This is a genomic window from Arthrobacter sp. R4-81 (genome assembly GCF_054792365.1).
In genome coordinates, this window is the sequence record NZ_CP096445.1 from 738,017 (window position 1) to 751,227 (window position 13,211).

The window sequence follows — 13,211 nt, forward strand, 5'->3', positions numbered from 1 at the left end:
ATGACAGATGTCCTTGTGATCGGCGAGCCGCTGATCGAGTTCCTCGCCCTGAAATCCCTGCGGGAAGCAACGGAGTTCAACCTGTCCTTTTCGGGGGATGCGCTGAACTCAGCAGCGGCTGCTGCCGCGGCCGGGGCGAACACATCCCTCGTGACCCGCCTGGGGAGTGATGAGCTCAGCGATCGGCTGCTTGAACGGCTCGAGCTCCTGGGCATTAACACCGCTTTCGTGAGGCGGGACGACGCCCATACAGGCGCGTACGTCCTCGGTGCCGCTCCCGAGGGAGACCGCGAGTTCGTTTACCTCCGGACAGGGTCTGCGGCTTCCCACATGCAGCCCACTGATCTCGACGGCGTCGGCCTGGAGCGCGCCCATGTAGTTCTGCTCAGCGGCATCACCATGGCGCTGTCCGAATCGTGCAGCCGGACGGTCCTGGTCGCCGCCGAGTGGGCCGGCAGGGAAGGGGCGCGTGTGGTTTATGACCCGAACTTCAGGAGCCGGCTGACCAGTGCTGAGGATGCTCGGGAGAAGCTGGCCCGGATCGCGCCGCACGTCGACGTGATGATTCCTTCCGCGCCGGCCGAAAGCGAGGTGCTTTTCGGTACCGGGGATCCGCACCTTGTTGCGGAACGGTGCATTGAACTGGGGGCGAAAGCAGCCGTTGTCACAAAGGGCGCCAAGGGTGCTCTGCTGTACGACGGAGCCGCCTTCAGCGAGATCGAACCCGTTCCGCCAGCCGGCATTGTGGATGCCACGGGGGCAGGCGACGTGTTCGCCGGTACCTTGGCCGCCGGCCTAAGCCGCGAAGCACTATCGCCTTCCCTCGTTCGCCTGGCCTGCGCCGCGGCCTCACTGTCGCTCTCAACACCCGGAGGCGCCGGAAAACTTCCCAGCCTCGAGGAAAGCAAGGCTCATCTTGCGGCCAGCACCCGCTGAACTAACTCACCCTCGTGACCCGCTACCAAAAGGTCCAGCATTGGATCACCAGCGGGTACGGGCAAAGAGGCGGTAGAGATGGGTCAGTCACGAATTTCCGAAGCGATCAGCTCAGCGAAGGACTATCTTGCCTCGCACCCGGACGAGGCACGCTACCGCGACTCCATGGCCATCGCCGTCGTGGAAGACGGCCTTCGCGTCCGGGTGGAGGGCCCTAACGGCGCTTCCGTTTCCACCGACATGGTGACCGGCGTCGGCGGAACCGCCTCGGCGCCGTCGCCCGGCTGGCTCTTCCGCGCCGCGAACGCATCGTGCACAGCCACCCTGATAGCGATGCGGGCGGCGGCCCGCGGTGCGAATCTCTCGCGGCTGGAAGTCAGCGTGGACAGCGAATCCGATGATCGCGGCCTTTTGGGAATGGACGACGGCGTCCCTCCAGGCCCGCTTGGAGTCCGGGTCTCCATCAGGGTTGCCTCTGATGAGGCAGACGACGACACTGTCCGGGAGATCGTGATGTGGAGTCTGGAGCATTCGCCGATGGAAGACGCAGTTGTGCGTTCTATCCCGGTTGAACACGACATTCAAATAGGCTGATCGCCGCGTTTTTCGATTGCCGTCACGGCTGTGACGCTGAGCTTTGGAATGCCCGGAACCGACAAGAAACCGAATTGCCCTTCGATTGAATATTCCCTTCGGGCTGCATCCGGTAGTACAGTCCCGGTACCCGTTGCATCACTTCCCAATGAGCTCAAAACCCTAGGAGTGTCATGGCCAAGTCCCCCTCTATCCGTGCGGCCGTAACCCTGATTTCAGCGGCCGCGCTGATTCTCGCACCAACAACCATTGCCTCAGCGCATCCGGAAGCCGACGATGGGGCAATAGCCGTCGACGACGGCGCGCGCGACGTCCACCAGCATGGCGGCGATGAAGGGCACCTTCCCGCAACACAATCGAACGTAGAACTGGTCTCCAAACTCAAACTTAAAAATGTGGTCCCTGAGAAGATTGCAGACGTAGGCGTATTCAACGGATACGCCTACCTTGCTGCTTGGGGCTCTGTCGAATGCAAGTACAACGGCGTACATGTAGTGGATATCAAGGATCCTGCCAACACGAAGGAAGTGGCCTTCATCCAGGCCAAGGAGGGCAGCTACCCGGGTGAGGGTATCCAGACTGTCCACATCGACACGCCCGCCTTTACCGGCGACGTGCTGGTCAGTAACAACGAGAAATGCAAGGACAAAGCCGGCTTCGGCGGGATGAATCTCTACGACGTGACCAATCCCGAACACCCCACACCGCTCGCTGAGGGTGTGGGCGATTCAGTGGCCAGCGGTCAGGGAAAGAAGGCCGCCAATGAGATCCACAGCGTCTTCGCCTGGGATGCAGGGGACAAGGCGTACGCCGCCATCGTGGACAACGAGGAGGGCACCGACGTCGACATCATGGACATCACCAACCCGAAGAAACCGTTCCTCACAGCAGAATATGATCTGGATGAGACTTTCCCGCAGATCCTGCAGAACGGGCCGGCGAACCTGACTGAGATCTTCCTGCACGACATCATCGTGAAGGAGATCGGCGGGAAGCAGGTCATGCTGCTGTCCTACTGGGACGCCGGCTACGTAACGGTTGACATGTCCGACGTACACAACCCTGCCTACATCGGCGACACCGACTTCACCAATCCGGACCCTGAGCTCCTTGAATCCGCGGGACTTGCCGAGAAGCCGGAAGGCAACGGACACCAAGGCGAGTTCACCCTCGACAACAAGTTCATGATCGGCGCGGACGAGGACTTCTCGCCCCACGGCAGCGAGGGCACCACCGATGATTCGGCCGCGGCGTTCCAGGTTTCCCAGGGCGACTCCACGCCCCATCTGCACGAAGGTGAGTCCCTGAGCGGTGACGCCGTGTACGTGGGTCAGGCCTGCCCGGGCGATCCCGCTGTTCCGGCCGCCGGAACCACGCCGAGCGGTCAGCAGATCGCTGTGGTCTCCCGTGGTGTTTGCACCTTCACCGAGAAGGTGGCGAGCATTGAGGCTGCCGGTGGTTATGAGGGCATTGTGATCGTCAACAGGGAAGGATTTGATGGCTGCGGCCAGATCGGCATCAGCGTCGAAGGCAGCACCCCCACGTTCTCCGTAGACCGCCAGACCGGCCTCGGATTCTTCGACAAAGAGGCCGGCTTCGACAATGCAGCGTGCCTCGCAGGTACGGCTACCCTGCTTCCGGGCGTCAGCCTGGGCGAGGTTGGCGACCTCATCAACATCCGGGCGTTCTTCGACGGCTGGGGCTACGTGCACCTCTTCGACAACTCGGCCGGCAAGATGACCGAGCTGGACACCTACGCCATTCCGGAAGCCCACGATCCGGCCTACGCGGAAGGCTTCGGTGACCTCTCGGTTCATGAGGTGGCCACCTCCCACCAGCGGAACGACCTCGCCTACTTCTCGTACTATTCCGGCGGGTTCCGCGTGACCAAGATTGTGGATAACAAGCTAGTCGAGACGGGCAGCTTCATCGATGAAGGAGGCAGCAACTTCTGGGGCGTTGAAGTGTTCGAAAGCAACGGGGTCGAATATGTAGCAGCAAGCGACCGTGACTCCGGGCTCTACATCTTCCGCTACACGGGAGAGTAGGCGAGCCGGAAGCATCCAGACAGAGTCCCGCCCGGAGATTTCCGGGCGGGACTCTTTTGTGTGCGAAGTAGCGGGCCTATGATGTGCGCACAACCCTGAAACAGGGACCATCTCCAGGACCTTCCCTCAGTGAGTGTCCGCCACACCGTCGCAGCAGCGTCCTGGGTATCAAGGACAGGAAAGACCATGGGCAAGTATCTTTTCGAAGGCAACTATGTGGGCGACGGCCTCAAGGGCCTCATGCGGGAAGGTGGATCGAAGCGCCGTGATGCGCTGGTCGAAGCCCTCAGTTCGCTTGGTGGCTCGCTCGAATGCATGTACTTCGCTTTCGGGGAGATCGACGTCGTAGGTGTTCTTGAGGTACCGGACAACGCCGACGCCGCTGCCCTGTCGCTCGTGGTCAATTCGTCCGGCGCCGTAAAAGTGCGACTGAAGCCGCTTATGACACCTGAGGATATTGACGAAGCGGCCAAGAAGACGCCGACATACCGGCCGCCGGGGCAATAGGACGCTAGGTGTCTGCCTGGCGGGCGCTGGCCGCAGCCTGCAGGGCTGCCCACGCCTGATAGCTGCCTTCAAGCTCGACGACGTCGTAACCCTCGCGGCGCAGCATGCTGGCTGCCACAGAACTCCGGGCACCGCTCCGGCAGTAGGCCACGAGGGTCCCATCCCGGGGCAGCTGATCCAGGTTCCACAGCACGCGGCCGCCGTGCAGGTGTTTGGATCCGGGAATGTGCCCGTCCGCATGTTCGCCTTTCGTCCTGACGTCCAGCAGCATGGCGGGCTTCAGTGCTGGCAGGTTTTCGGGCCGGATCAGCCGGGGGGTGCTTAGGGGCAGGCCTTCAAGCGCGGTGACGTAGCCGGCGATCGAGTCGATGCCAACGCGTACCAGGTGATCCCGTATTTCCTCTGCCTGTTCCGGGCCGCTGGCGAGGAGCACGAGGGGACGTGGATCCCGTTCAGGGTCGATGGCCCAAGCCGCATAGGTGGCCAGGTTCTTTCCGGCCGGGATGTTGAGGGCGCCTGCAACTGTGCCGTTGTGAACCTTGGCATGGTGACGGGTATCCACGAAGGTCACAGCATCGGCGGCGAGTTGTTTGGCGACTGTTGCTGTCTCGAACTCCTCCAAGGGAGTGCGCTCGCCCAGGATCGCCGCGCCCTGCAGGTTCTGCCGTTTCATCCGGCCGAAGTAGGTGGGGGCATCGGGCTGGCCCTCAAGGAGCTCCTTAATGAAGCCTTCCTCGTCGTTGTTGGCCAAGTACCGGCCCCACCAGGCATAGAGCCGTTCATAGCCCACTGTGGAGGAAGGGACAGATCCGATGGCCTTGCCGCAGGCGCTGCCGGCCCCGTGGCCTGGATGGACCTGGATGTAGTCCGGCAGGGTCAGGAACCTGTCCCGGAGGCTGTAGAACATCTGCCTCGCCCCAACAACATCGGTTCCAGCCGCTTGGGTACCGGCGGGCTCAAGCCCGCCGGTACCCGGACCTGAAGTTTCCTCCAGCAGGTCGGGCCGTCCAATATCGCCTGAGAAGACGAAGTCGCCGGAGAGCAGGTAGCCGGGCTGGTCACTGAAAGCGCCGTCGGTCACCAGGAAGGACAGATGCTCTGGAGTGTGGCCTGGAGTATGGAGGGCCTGGAGGGTGACGCTACCGATGGTGACCTTGCCACCGTCGTACAGCCGTTCGCCGTCGAACTGGTACTGCCAGTCTGGTCCGCCCTCCCCGGAGAGGTAGATGCCGGCGCCCGTAGCGGCGGCGAGCTCACGGGTTCCGGAGAGGAAATCGGCGTGGATGTGGGTTTCGGTGACGGCCACGATCTTCATGCCATGGGCCGAGGCGACCGACTGGTAAACGGGAATGTCCCGGCGTGGGTCGACGACGATCGCTTCCTTGCTGCGCTCGCAGCCGATGAGATAGCTGGCTTGCGCGAGGTCGTCGTCGTAGATGCGCTCGATCAACATGGTGTGCTCCTTTGACACCATTATTCCCCGTGGAGGGAATGTCCAAGCCGGCGACGTCTGGGGGCGAGTCCTGGTCTCATCAGACTCGATCGTCGCCGGCTTGGAATCCCATTGAACCCTGCCCGGACCCCCGAAGGCACGAGTAATTCGTACGCCTTTTTCAGCCGTATGTTACTTGCCGCCACTTGGAAACTGGTACCCATGTATTGGTTGTCTGACAACGATCTGAACCACGTCGGTGTCAGACTGTAAACCATGACTTCCTCCGGTGCTGCCGTCTTCGTTCATGGCCTTATCGGCCCCTTTTCCGAGCCTGCCGCTCTTCGTGCACTTCAGCCGCGCCCGACGTCGGCCCCTCACCTGAACGGGTACGGAACCGGTGGAGCGTTTGAGATTTCGACTGAATCCCAAGTGGTGGCGCTGTACGAGCATGTTGAAGCGGTCGGCGGCCAAGAACCAGTCCACCTGATCGCCCACTCTGTCGGCGCTGTGTATGCCTTCACGCTGGCGGCCCGCTATCCGGAGAGAGTCGCCTCCATCGTTACAGTGGAGGGGAACTTCTCCCTGGCAGACGCCTTCTGGTCCGGTGCCCTGGCGGCCATGCCGGCTGACCAAGCTGAGACGGCAATCCAGGCTTCCCTCTCCAGCGCTGATGCCTGGCTGGCCGGCTGCGGAATCGAACCCACTCCAATGCTGGTGGAGCGCGCTGACGAAGCCTTGGCCTACCAGCCGTGGAGCACCGTCTGGTCCTCCGCCCGAGCCATCGTTGAGACCACCGGGAAACCGGACTACGACAAGATGCTGCAATATGTGTTCGGGCGCATCCCCGTCCATCTGCTCGCGGGGGAGCACTCGGCCTCGGAATGGGCAGTCCCGGAGTGGGCAGTTGCCGCCGCGGCCTCCAGCACCGTGCTCCCCGGGGTGGGCCACATGATGATGCTGGAACAACCTGAAGCGTTCGGGGCAGCGGTGGCCCGGATCCTCAGCTGACGGCTGCTCATGTGTCAGCTGCTCCACTAGGCTGGCATGGAGAAAGCCAAACCCTGTGAGAGAGACAAGTCAGAGGAGTCCCATGACCCGGAAGATCAGCGTGAGCCTGCCCGATTCGGCACTTCGTCAGTACCTCAAGCCGCATCCGGACGTCACGGTGCTGGAATGGGACATGGTGGCCGAACCCCCGCAGCCGAAAATTGACATCGTGGTGCCGCCGTACATGCGCGGCCCCGGCGTCCTGCGCAATCTTGACGGCGTGGAAACCGGGCTGGTCCAGAGCCAGTCGATCGGGTACGACGGCGTCGCGGATACCCTGCCGCCCGGACGGGTTTTCGCGAACGCCGCCGGAGTGCATGAAACATCCACCGCCGAACTGGTTTTGGCCTTGATCCTGGCCAGCCAGCGGGAGCTTCCCCGTCACTTTCTGAACCAGCAGCAGGGCAGATGGGAAACGAAGCCTACCGCCAGCCTCGCCGACCGCCGCGTCCTTATCGTGGGCTACGGAGGCGTGGGCAAGGCCATTGAACAGCGGCTTCTGCCCTTCGAAACCACCGTCACCAGGGTGGCCAGCAAAGAGCGGATTGACGGGACCGGCGTCGTCCACGGCATCGAGGAGCTGCCCGCCCTGCTGCCGGATCACGACATCGTGGTGGTGGGGGTTCCCCTCAGCGATGCCACCCGGCACCTCATCAACGACGATTTCCTTGCCGCAATGCCCGACGGCGCGCTGGTGGTCAACGTCGCACGCGGCCCCGTTGCGGACACGGAGGCACTTGTCCGCCACACCGGGAGCGGACGGATCCGCGCAGCGCTGGACGTTACGGACCCGGAGCCGCTGCCCGCAGACCATCCGCTCTGGAGCACTCCTGGAGTGATCATCACTCCCCATGTTGGCGGGGCCAGTTCCGCGATGCGTCCACGCATGGGCCGGCTGCTGCAGCGTCAGATCGACCTCATGCTCGCAGGGGAGCCGCCGGTCAACGTGGTGCTGGGCGGCTGACCTCACCGCGAGCCGACGGCCCGCCGCGTGAATTAACGCCAGGGGCCGGTCCGCACTCAATGTGAGCACGGCCCGGCCCAGGACTGCCTATGGGTTCCCGAACTGCCTGCGAGCTATCCGCAAGCCCGCTCGGTGTAAGCAACGTCGGCGGTGTAGGTGACCGGCTGTCCACCCACAGTTGCCTTCGCTTCCACCTTCACTGAGCCCGCAGGGATAGACGCTGCTCGGGTCGGGAAGGTCTGCACGATCGTCTTACCGGGCTTGAGCGCCTTCACGGACTTCCCGCCATAAGCCGAGGTCAGGGTCACTGCCATCGGCACAGCCTCGTCATTCCGCACCTCGACCGTGAGGACCACTTTGCCCTTCACGCATTGGGTAGTCGCTGCCGCGGTCAGGGCCAGGGCGGGTTTCGGCTCTGCACGGACGATGGCAATCTGGTAGCTCACCTTCGTCACGTGATCCTGCGCGTACGACGTCAGCACGATGTTCGTCGGTTCCGTACCGGCGTTCACCGGGACGGTGCGCGGTTTCGTGTCGTCGATCAGGATATCGCCGATAGTTACCAGCCCGCTTGGGACTGCAGGATCGGCGTCGAGCGCCACACTCGTGGCGTCCCTCGGCACCGTCAGGGTGTACGAGTGAACGCCGGCCGCCAGCGCCGGGCTCAGCACGCCAGTATCGGAGGTGAGTGCCTTGAGCTCGGCGTTGGTGTTGAAGGTGTTGGTCGTCGTCGTGTAAACGCCGTAGACACCGCCCACGAAACTGATCCCGTTGCCCTGGAACCGGACGGTGACCACGGGGATCTTCGCGCCGTTGGCATCCAGCACGTAGTTGCCGTTCTGGTCTCGCTTGTAGCTGTCCTTGGCCGCGATGCCGTCCAGGACAGCCTGCGGGATCTGGTCGTACTGGAGGTACCAGCTGCTGGCCCCGTTGGCATTGGTGATCGTCTCGTGCTTGAGCAGGACATCGTTGAGGTAAACGTCGAAGGTCCTGCCGTTATCGCCCCCGAAGTAGCGGACGCCGAGGTAGTTCTTCTCCAGTGTGGGGTCAACGATCATGTCGTACTGGAAGTAGGCGTCGGTGGCCCGCTGCCCGTCCCGGTAGGGCTGCCCCAGATGGGTTCCTACACCGGACTTGTTGTACTTGTAGTTCTTGTCCGCCTCACTGTTGTTGTTGTCGAACGACGTCAGCGAATCGATGGTTGTCTCGTCGATCCGCAGCTGCTCCTTCTCCCGCCGGATCAGTTCCTGCGCTTCAGCGGAGTCCGGCTGGACGAGGGTCATGTAGATGGCGTAGCGCGCGTTGTACAGGCTGTAATACGGCTCGAAAGTCAGGGCGGCCGACGCCGTATCGACGTTCTTCAGTGAGAACCGCATGGTTTCCACACCGTTTGCGTTCACGCCGTTCTCGTTGCGCACGAGGTTGTTCTCGATGCCGGCCTTCCAGGCCACAGCATCCGTGACGACGACGTTCGAGTTGACGGTCTTGTCTGCGGTGCTCATCCGGACGAGGACGCCTGCGGTGTAAGCCGCGTTCACATTGTTCCGGTTCAGTTCGGTTGCAAGAAGCACCGGACCATACTTGAAGGCGACCCAGTTGGCGTTCTCGGTTTCGTCGTCGACGGTGACCTTGGCTGGGAGGGTGTAGGAAATCGCGTCTCCTGCGGCAACCGGGACCACGACGTAGCCCGCGGAGGTGAGCGGTGCGATGTCGGTGACCACTCCGTTGATGCTGAGGATCGGTGTTCCATTGACCCAGGACGGGATCCGCAGGCGGATGCTTGTTCCGTCGACGACGGCGCCGCCGTCGAGTCCGGCAACCTGCAGGGTGACGGTCTCCTTGTTGGGCACATCGGCCGTCTGCGTCAGCTTCAGGTTGCGGCCAGCCGAGCGGAAGGCGGAGCTTCGGAACTGGTTGACGTACACCGAGTTGGTGTCTTCGAAGTAGATCGAGTCACCGAGTTTGGTGAAGCTCTCGATGCCGGTTCCGTGATCGCACCAGAACTCGTCCTGTTCGTGGCCGAAGATCTTGGCGTAGCCGGCAGCCATCGGCTGGAAGTAGGTGACCATGCCCGTCTCGGGGTTCTGTACCGGCAGGACGGAGTTGATGAACGCGTGTTCGTAGTAGTCCGCGTACTTCACGTCCTTCGTCACCTGAAACAGCGCGCGGGAGAGCTTGAGCATGTTGTACTCGTTGCAGCCCTCTGAGGTTGAGTTTTCGCCATAGCCCGTGGTCTGGCCGCTGGTTGCGTACTGGTGAAGGGTATCGGGGGCGTGGAAATGCTCGGACTGGCTGTTCCCGCCGTTGGCGTAGGTGTGGTGGTCATGCACGATGGGCCAGAAGTTCTCGGCGGCCGTGCGGTACATGGCCAGGTTGGATTTCTCGGCGTCCCTCAGTGTGGCGTAGAGGCGCGGATTGTCCGTAAACACGGTGTAGCGCTTGAGCGCCCCGATGAGCTTGGGGATGGTGGTGTTCGCGTGGAGGCCGTTGAGGACGTCCTGGCCGGCGGCGAGCTTCTGGAACAGCGTGACTTCATCGAAGTACTCGGCGGCCCGCTTGTGCGCCGGCTTTTCAGTGATGCTGTACAGCTCGTAGAGGGCTTCGTTCATGCCGCCGTATTCGGTGCCGAGCAGTGCTGCCGGGTTGGCCTGCCGTCCAGCCCAGTTGGTGATCCAGGTACCGAACCCGTCAGCAACGGACAGGGCGGTGGCTGAGACGTTGGCCGGGGCGTTGTCGTGGGCTTCGAGCAGACCGGCCACAACTTTGTGCAGGTTGTAGAAGGGAACCAGCAAGCCGTCTGCCCCTGAGGGCAGATACGTCACGGGGAAGGGCGAGACAAAACCGGCATTGGCAGGGTCCTTGGCCGCGTAGGCGTCCTGGCACCGCTTCAAACCGTCGACGGCGGCAGTCAGCTTCGCGAGCAAAGCGGACTTCGTGGTCGGGTCGGTGGTGGTGGCGTACGCCTGGGACAGCGCTGAGATGTAGTGGCCGAAGAAGTGGCCCTGGAACCGGGTGCCGGTCTCGCGCTCCCAGCCGCCGTAACCGGCCGCCGTCGTCGGTGTCAGTCCTGCCTGCTTGTAGAAGGAGAAGAGGAACTTCTCCGGGTCCAGGCTGAGCAGGTAGTTGATGGTTTTTTGGTTGCCGTTGACCAGGTAGGGATCCTCGACGGTGACGTCGGTGAGGCCCGCCTCGAGCAGGTAGACCGAGGATTCGAGGCCCTCCGGGAGTACCTCCACGTTGAATGTTTTAGTCACGGGGTTACTTCCTCCATAGGTGCCTGTTGCCGTGAGAGTCACTGTGACGGGTGAGCTGCTTGGCGGGGTGACGGTTGCTGCGCCACCGCTGATCGCGATAACGGCAGAGTTGGATGACGCCCAGCTGATGGTGGTTCCCTTGGAACCCTCAAGTGGGACGGTGAAATTGGTGCTCGCGCTGGGCGGGACCGTGACGGCATCGAGGTCTGACTGTGCAACCGAGCCGGCGTCGAACGTCGGGTTGTGCGCCTTGGTGAGAGCGACGACGTCGGTGGTGGAGGCGACGCCGTCGTAGACGGTGTAATCATCCATCAACCCGTTAAGGTGCGCGCCGTTGTAGAGCGGGCCGTTGTAGCCGAGGGTCTTGGTGGTGGTGCTTTCGGAGCCAAGGACACCAGTGGCGGTGCCCGCTACCGGGAATTTTACGATGGCAGACTGGCGGACGCCGTTGCGGTAGATAGCAACGTTCTTGGTGGCTTTGTCGTAGGTAGCCACGATGTGGGTCCACTGGTCGGTGGGGAAGAAGGTGGCGCGCGGTGCGTCGATTGCGACCTTGTAGGGCTGGCCGGTGGAGGGGCCGATGGAGAGGGCCAGCGGCGTGGTGTTGCTCTCCGAGGTCAGGTACCACCCGTCGGAGTTGTAGGCCTGCTTGTTCCAGGTGAAAACCTGCTCGCCGGCCATCGCCACGTTGGGCTTGAACCAGAACGAAACGCTCAGGTCGGCAGGCTGCAGGTGGGCGGCTGTGCCGAGGTTCACGGCGTTGGAGCCATTGAAGTTGAAGGCCTGGCCGGAAAGGCCGGTGCCGTAGCCTGCAGTGCCCTTCTGCATCGTTGGTGTGTTGGCCTTCGGGCTGACATCGGCCAGGTTTCCGTCGAACGGCAGTTCCAGCACCTTCCTGTCATCCAGCGACGTTGTTGCCGAGAAGGCAGGCGTAGCCATTGAAACGAGTCCTGCCGCGAGCATGATCACGCTTGTGGCCGCGATCGAACGTTGTATTAGAGCCACTCTTGGTCTCTCTCCCTTGAGAAGAACCACCTGCTGAACGATGGGGAGCGTCGCAAGGGGATGCGAAAGCCAGCGGTGGATAGCTCATGTTAGCGTTCACAGTTGTGCCGCACAAGAGGCTTCTACAACGTGGGTAACGCGGGGAAAGGTGGGAGTTATGTCTCTATTTTGCGGCTGCGATGGCCGCCGAAAGCAGGCGGTCAAAGCTGTCGGTCCCGTTCTCCGGAGGGATGACTGTGAAGACTGCGCGCCATCTCCCGGGTCCGCTCAGCTCCAGGAGTGAAGCCCGTTCCACATGCAGATTCAAGCCCGGTACCCCGTTGACCAGGAGCGGGACGTGCTCGCCGCTCTTGACCAGTTGCTGGAATTGCCTGACTGAGAGCTGATCACCGGGAGTGCCCGTCACCTCGACGATGGTGTCGTTGACCCTCTTGGTGAGTCCTGTCATGAAATTCCTCCGGTCCGAAACCGTGGGAGCCGTGAAAATGGCCGCGAACAGCAGGGTAAACAAGGCAATTGCCCCGAAACTCTGAAGGAAGGGCATGAACATCATCAGAAGCAGCCCCAGGATCAAACCCAAGATACTGAGCAGGATGAACCTGATAACGGGATCTGGTTTCTTCTGCCAACGCACCAGCGTGACAGTGCCCTTGCCCGGCTGATTGAGCGCTAGGTTCTTCATGTTTAGTACCCCTTCACTTCCATTAGCGCTTCAGCCAGGATGACTGCCTGGCGTGCTTCCTTGAGATCGCTGTGGAGCCCCAGATCGGAGACGACGACGGCGGTGCGGGTTGGGCCCGCGAGTTCGGAAAAGGCCCTGCTGAGGTTGTCGCGGTCTTGCGACAGCATTCGGGACGAGTGCAGCTTGGCCCTGCTGACCTCAAGCTCCAGGAGCGACTTATCGATTTCCTCGCGGCGTCCTTGCATGACCGCCAACTTTTCGGTCAGGTGCAGGATGCGGGCACGGAGCATTGACTCCATCTTCTGCGCGGTGTCGTGGAGCTCGCTCAGGGCAGCGTACGTCTGTGGCGAAGCGTACGTCTGTGGCGAACCGGAAGGGGTGGCTGACTGCGAGCCAAAATGCAAGGCCAGCTGCTCGCCTACGTGTCTCCGGCGTCGTTCCCATTTACGGAGTGCCTCTGTGTACGGTCCCACAAGCAACGAGACTGCCTTGAGCGCATTGTCCAAGGAGGCGGCCCTGGTGGTCAGGTTCGCGGTGGCAGCGTCCAACCTTGCCAGGAAGGCGGCGTAGCTGTCCGGAGCCGGATCGTTTTTAGTATTCATGAGTCACCGCCCGCAAGCCATGGCGACGCCGGTGGGAATCCCTGCCGGTCTGTCCGATCCCGCTCACGCTGGCGTGATTCCGCTCGCCAGAACGTGACCCCAACGCTCATGTCAAGAGGATAGATGTTCCGGGGCTG

10 protein-coding genes are annotated in these 13,211 nt (G+C 62.3%); 6 read left to right on the forward strand and 4 right to left on the reverse strand.

Annotated elements, in window-relative coordinates; all coding sequences use genetic code 11:
* The 4 genes from M1E05_RS03535 (at position 1) to M1E05_RS03550 (ending at position 4,085) form a co-directional block, all read left to right on the forward strand.
* Positions 1 to 936, forward strand: coding sequence for a sugar kinase (locus M1E05_RS03535; RefSeq protein WP_458112150.1), 936 nt, complete (start codon positions 1 to 3; stop codon positions 934 to 936).
* A 78-nt stretch (positions 937 to 1,014) separates the two neighbouring features.
* Positions 1,015 to 1,530 carry an OsmC family protein gene (locus tag M1E05_RS03540; protein ID WP_461164436.1) on the forward strand — a complete coding sequence of 172 codons (516 nt, stop codon included), beginning with the start codon at positions 1,015 to 1,017 and terminating at the stop codon, positions 1,528 to 1,530.
* A 173-nt stretch (positions 1,531 to 1,703) separates the two neighbouring features.
* Positions 1,704 to 3,578: a PA domain-containing protein gene (locus tag M1E05_RS03545; RefSeq protein ID WP_461164437.1), complete on the forward strand. Its 1,875-nt coding sequence runs from the start codon at positions 1,704 to 1,706 to the stop codon at positions 3,576 to 3,578.
* Positions 3,579 to 3,707: 129 nt separating this feature from the next.
* Positions 3,708 to 4,085 (forward strand): GYD domain-containing protein, encoded by a 378-nt coding sequence (locus M1E05_RS03550; RefSeq protein WP_461164438.1) that lies wholly within the window; start codon positions 3,708 to 3,710, stop codon positions 4,083 to 4,085.
* Positions 4,086 to 4,089: 4 nt separating this feature from the next.
* On the opposite strand, the gene M1E05_RS03555 is transcribed toward M1E05_RS03550, so the two are convergent.
* Complete coding sequence (locus M1E05_RS03555; protein WP_461164439.1) at positions 4,090 to 5,538, reverse strand: MBL fold metallo-hydrolase; 1,449 nt, start codon at positions 5,536 to 5,538, stop codon at positions 4,090 to 4,092.
* A gap of 255 nt (positions 5,539 to 5,793) precedes the next feature.
* Here M1E05_RS03555 and M1E05_RS03560 point away from each other — a divergent pair, with 255 nt between their 5' ends.
* Positions 5,794 to 6,528, forward strand: a complete 735-nt coding sequence (locus M1E05_RS03560) for an alpha/beta fold hydrolase (protein ID WP_461164440.1) — start codon at positions 5,794 to 5,796, stop codon at positions 6,526 to 6,528.
* 82 nt (positions 6,529 to 6,610) lie between these two features.
* Complete coding sequence (locus M1E05_RS03565) at positions 6,611 to 7,531, forward strand: 2-hydroxyacid dehydrogenase (RefSeq protein ID WP_458112143.1); 921 nt, start codon at positions 6,611 to 6,613, stop codon at positions 7,529 to 7,531.
* A gap of 113 nt (positions 7,532 to 7,644) precedes the next feature.
* On the opposite strand, the gene M1E05_RS03570 is transcribed toward M1E05_RS03565, so the two are convergent.
* From M1E05_RS03570 to M1E05_RS03580, 3 genes are all read right to left on the reverse strand, one after another.
* Positions 7,645 to 11,790, reverse strand: coding sequence for a beta-L-arabinofuranosidase domain-containing protein (locus M1E05_RS03570; protein ID WP_461164441.1), 4,146 nt, complete (start codon positions 11,788 to 11,790; stop codon positions 7,645 to 7,647).
* 163 nt (positions 11,791 to 11,953) lie between these two features.
* Entirely contained in the window at positions 11,954 to 12,472 is a 519-nt protein-coding gene (locus M1E05_RS03575; protein ID WP_461164442.1) for a hypothetical protein, read from the reverse strand.
* Positions 12,473 to 12,474: 2 nt separating this feature from the next.
* Positions 12,475 to 13,074 carry a hypothetical protein gene (locus M1E05_RS03580; RefSeq protein ID WP_461164443.1) on the reverse strand — a complete coding sequence of 200 codons (600 nt, stop codon included), beginning with the start codon at positions 13,072 to 13,074 and terminating at the stop codon, positions 12,475 to 12,477.
* Between the last annotated feature and the right edge of the window lie 137 nt (positions 13,075 to 13,211).

Excerpts from the sequence above, each read along its gene's own strand:
- M1E05_RS03535 (WP_458112150.1), top strand. The coding sequence starts at position 1 with ATGACAGATGTCCTTGTGATCGGCGAGCCGCTGATCGAGTTCCTCGCC.
- M1E05_RS03540 (WP_461164436.1), top strand. The coding sequence starts at position 1,015 with ATGGGTCAGTCACGAATTTCCGAAGCGATCAGCTCAGCGAAGGACTAT.
- M1E05_RS03545 (WP_461164437.1), top strand. The coding sequence starts at position 1,704 with ATGGCCAAGTCCCCCTCTATCCGTGCGGCCGTAACCCTGATTTCAGCG.
- M1E05_RS03555 (WP_461164439.1), bottom strand. The coding sequence starts at position 5,538 with ATGTTGATCGAGCGCATCTACGACGACGACCTCGCGCAAGCCAGCTAT.
- M1E05_RS03560 (WP_461164440.1), top strand. The coding sequence starts at position 5,794 with ATGACTTCCTCCGGTGCTGCCGTCTTCGTTCATGGCCTTATCGGCCCC.
- M1E05_RS03565 (WP_458112143.1), top strand. The coding sequence starts at position 6,611 with ATGACCCGGAAGATCAGCGTGAGCCTGCCCGATTCGGCACTTCGTCAG.
- M1E05_RS03575 (WP_461164442.1), bottom strand. The coding sequence starts at position 12,472 with ATGAAGAACCTAGCGCTCAATCAGCCGGGCAAGGGCACTGTCACGCTG.
- M1E05_RS03580 (WP_461164443.1), bottom strand. The coding sequence starts at position 13,074 with ATGAATACTAAAAACGATCCGGCTCCGGACAGCTACGCCGCCTTCCTG.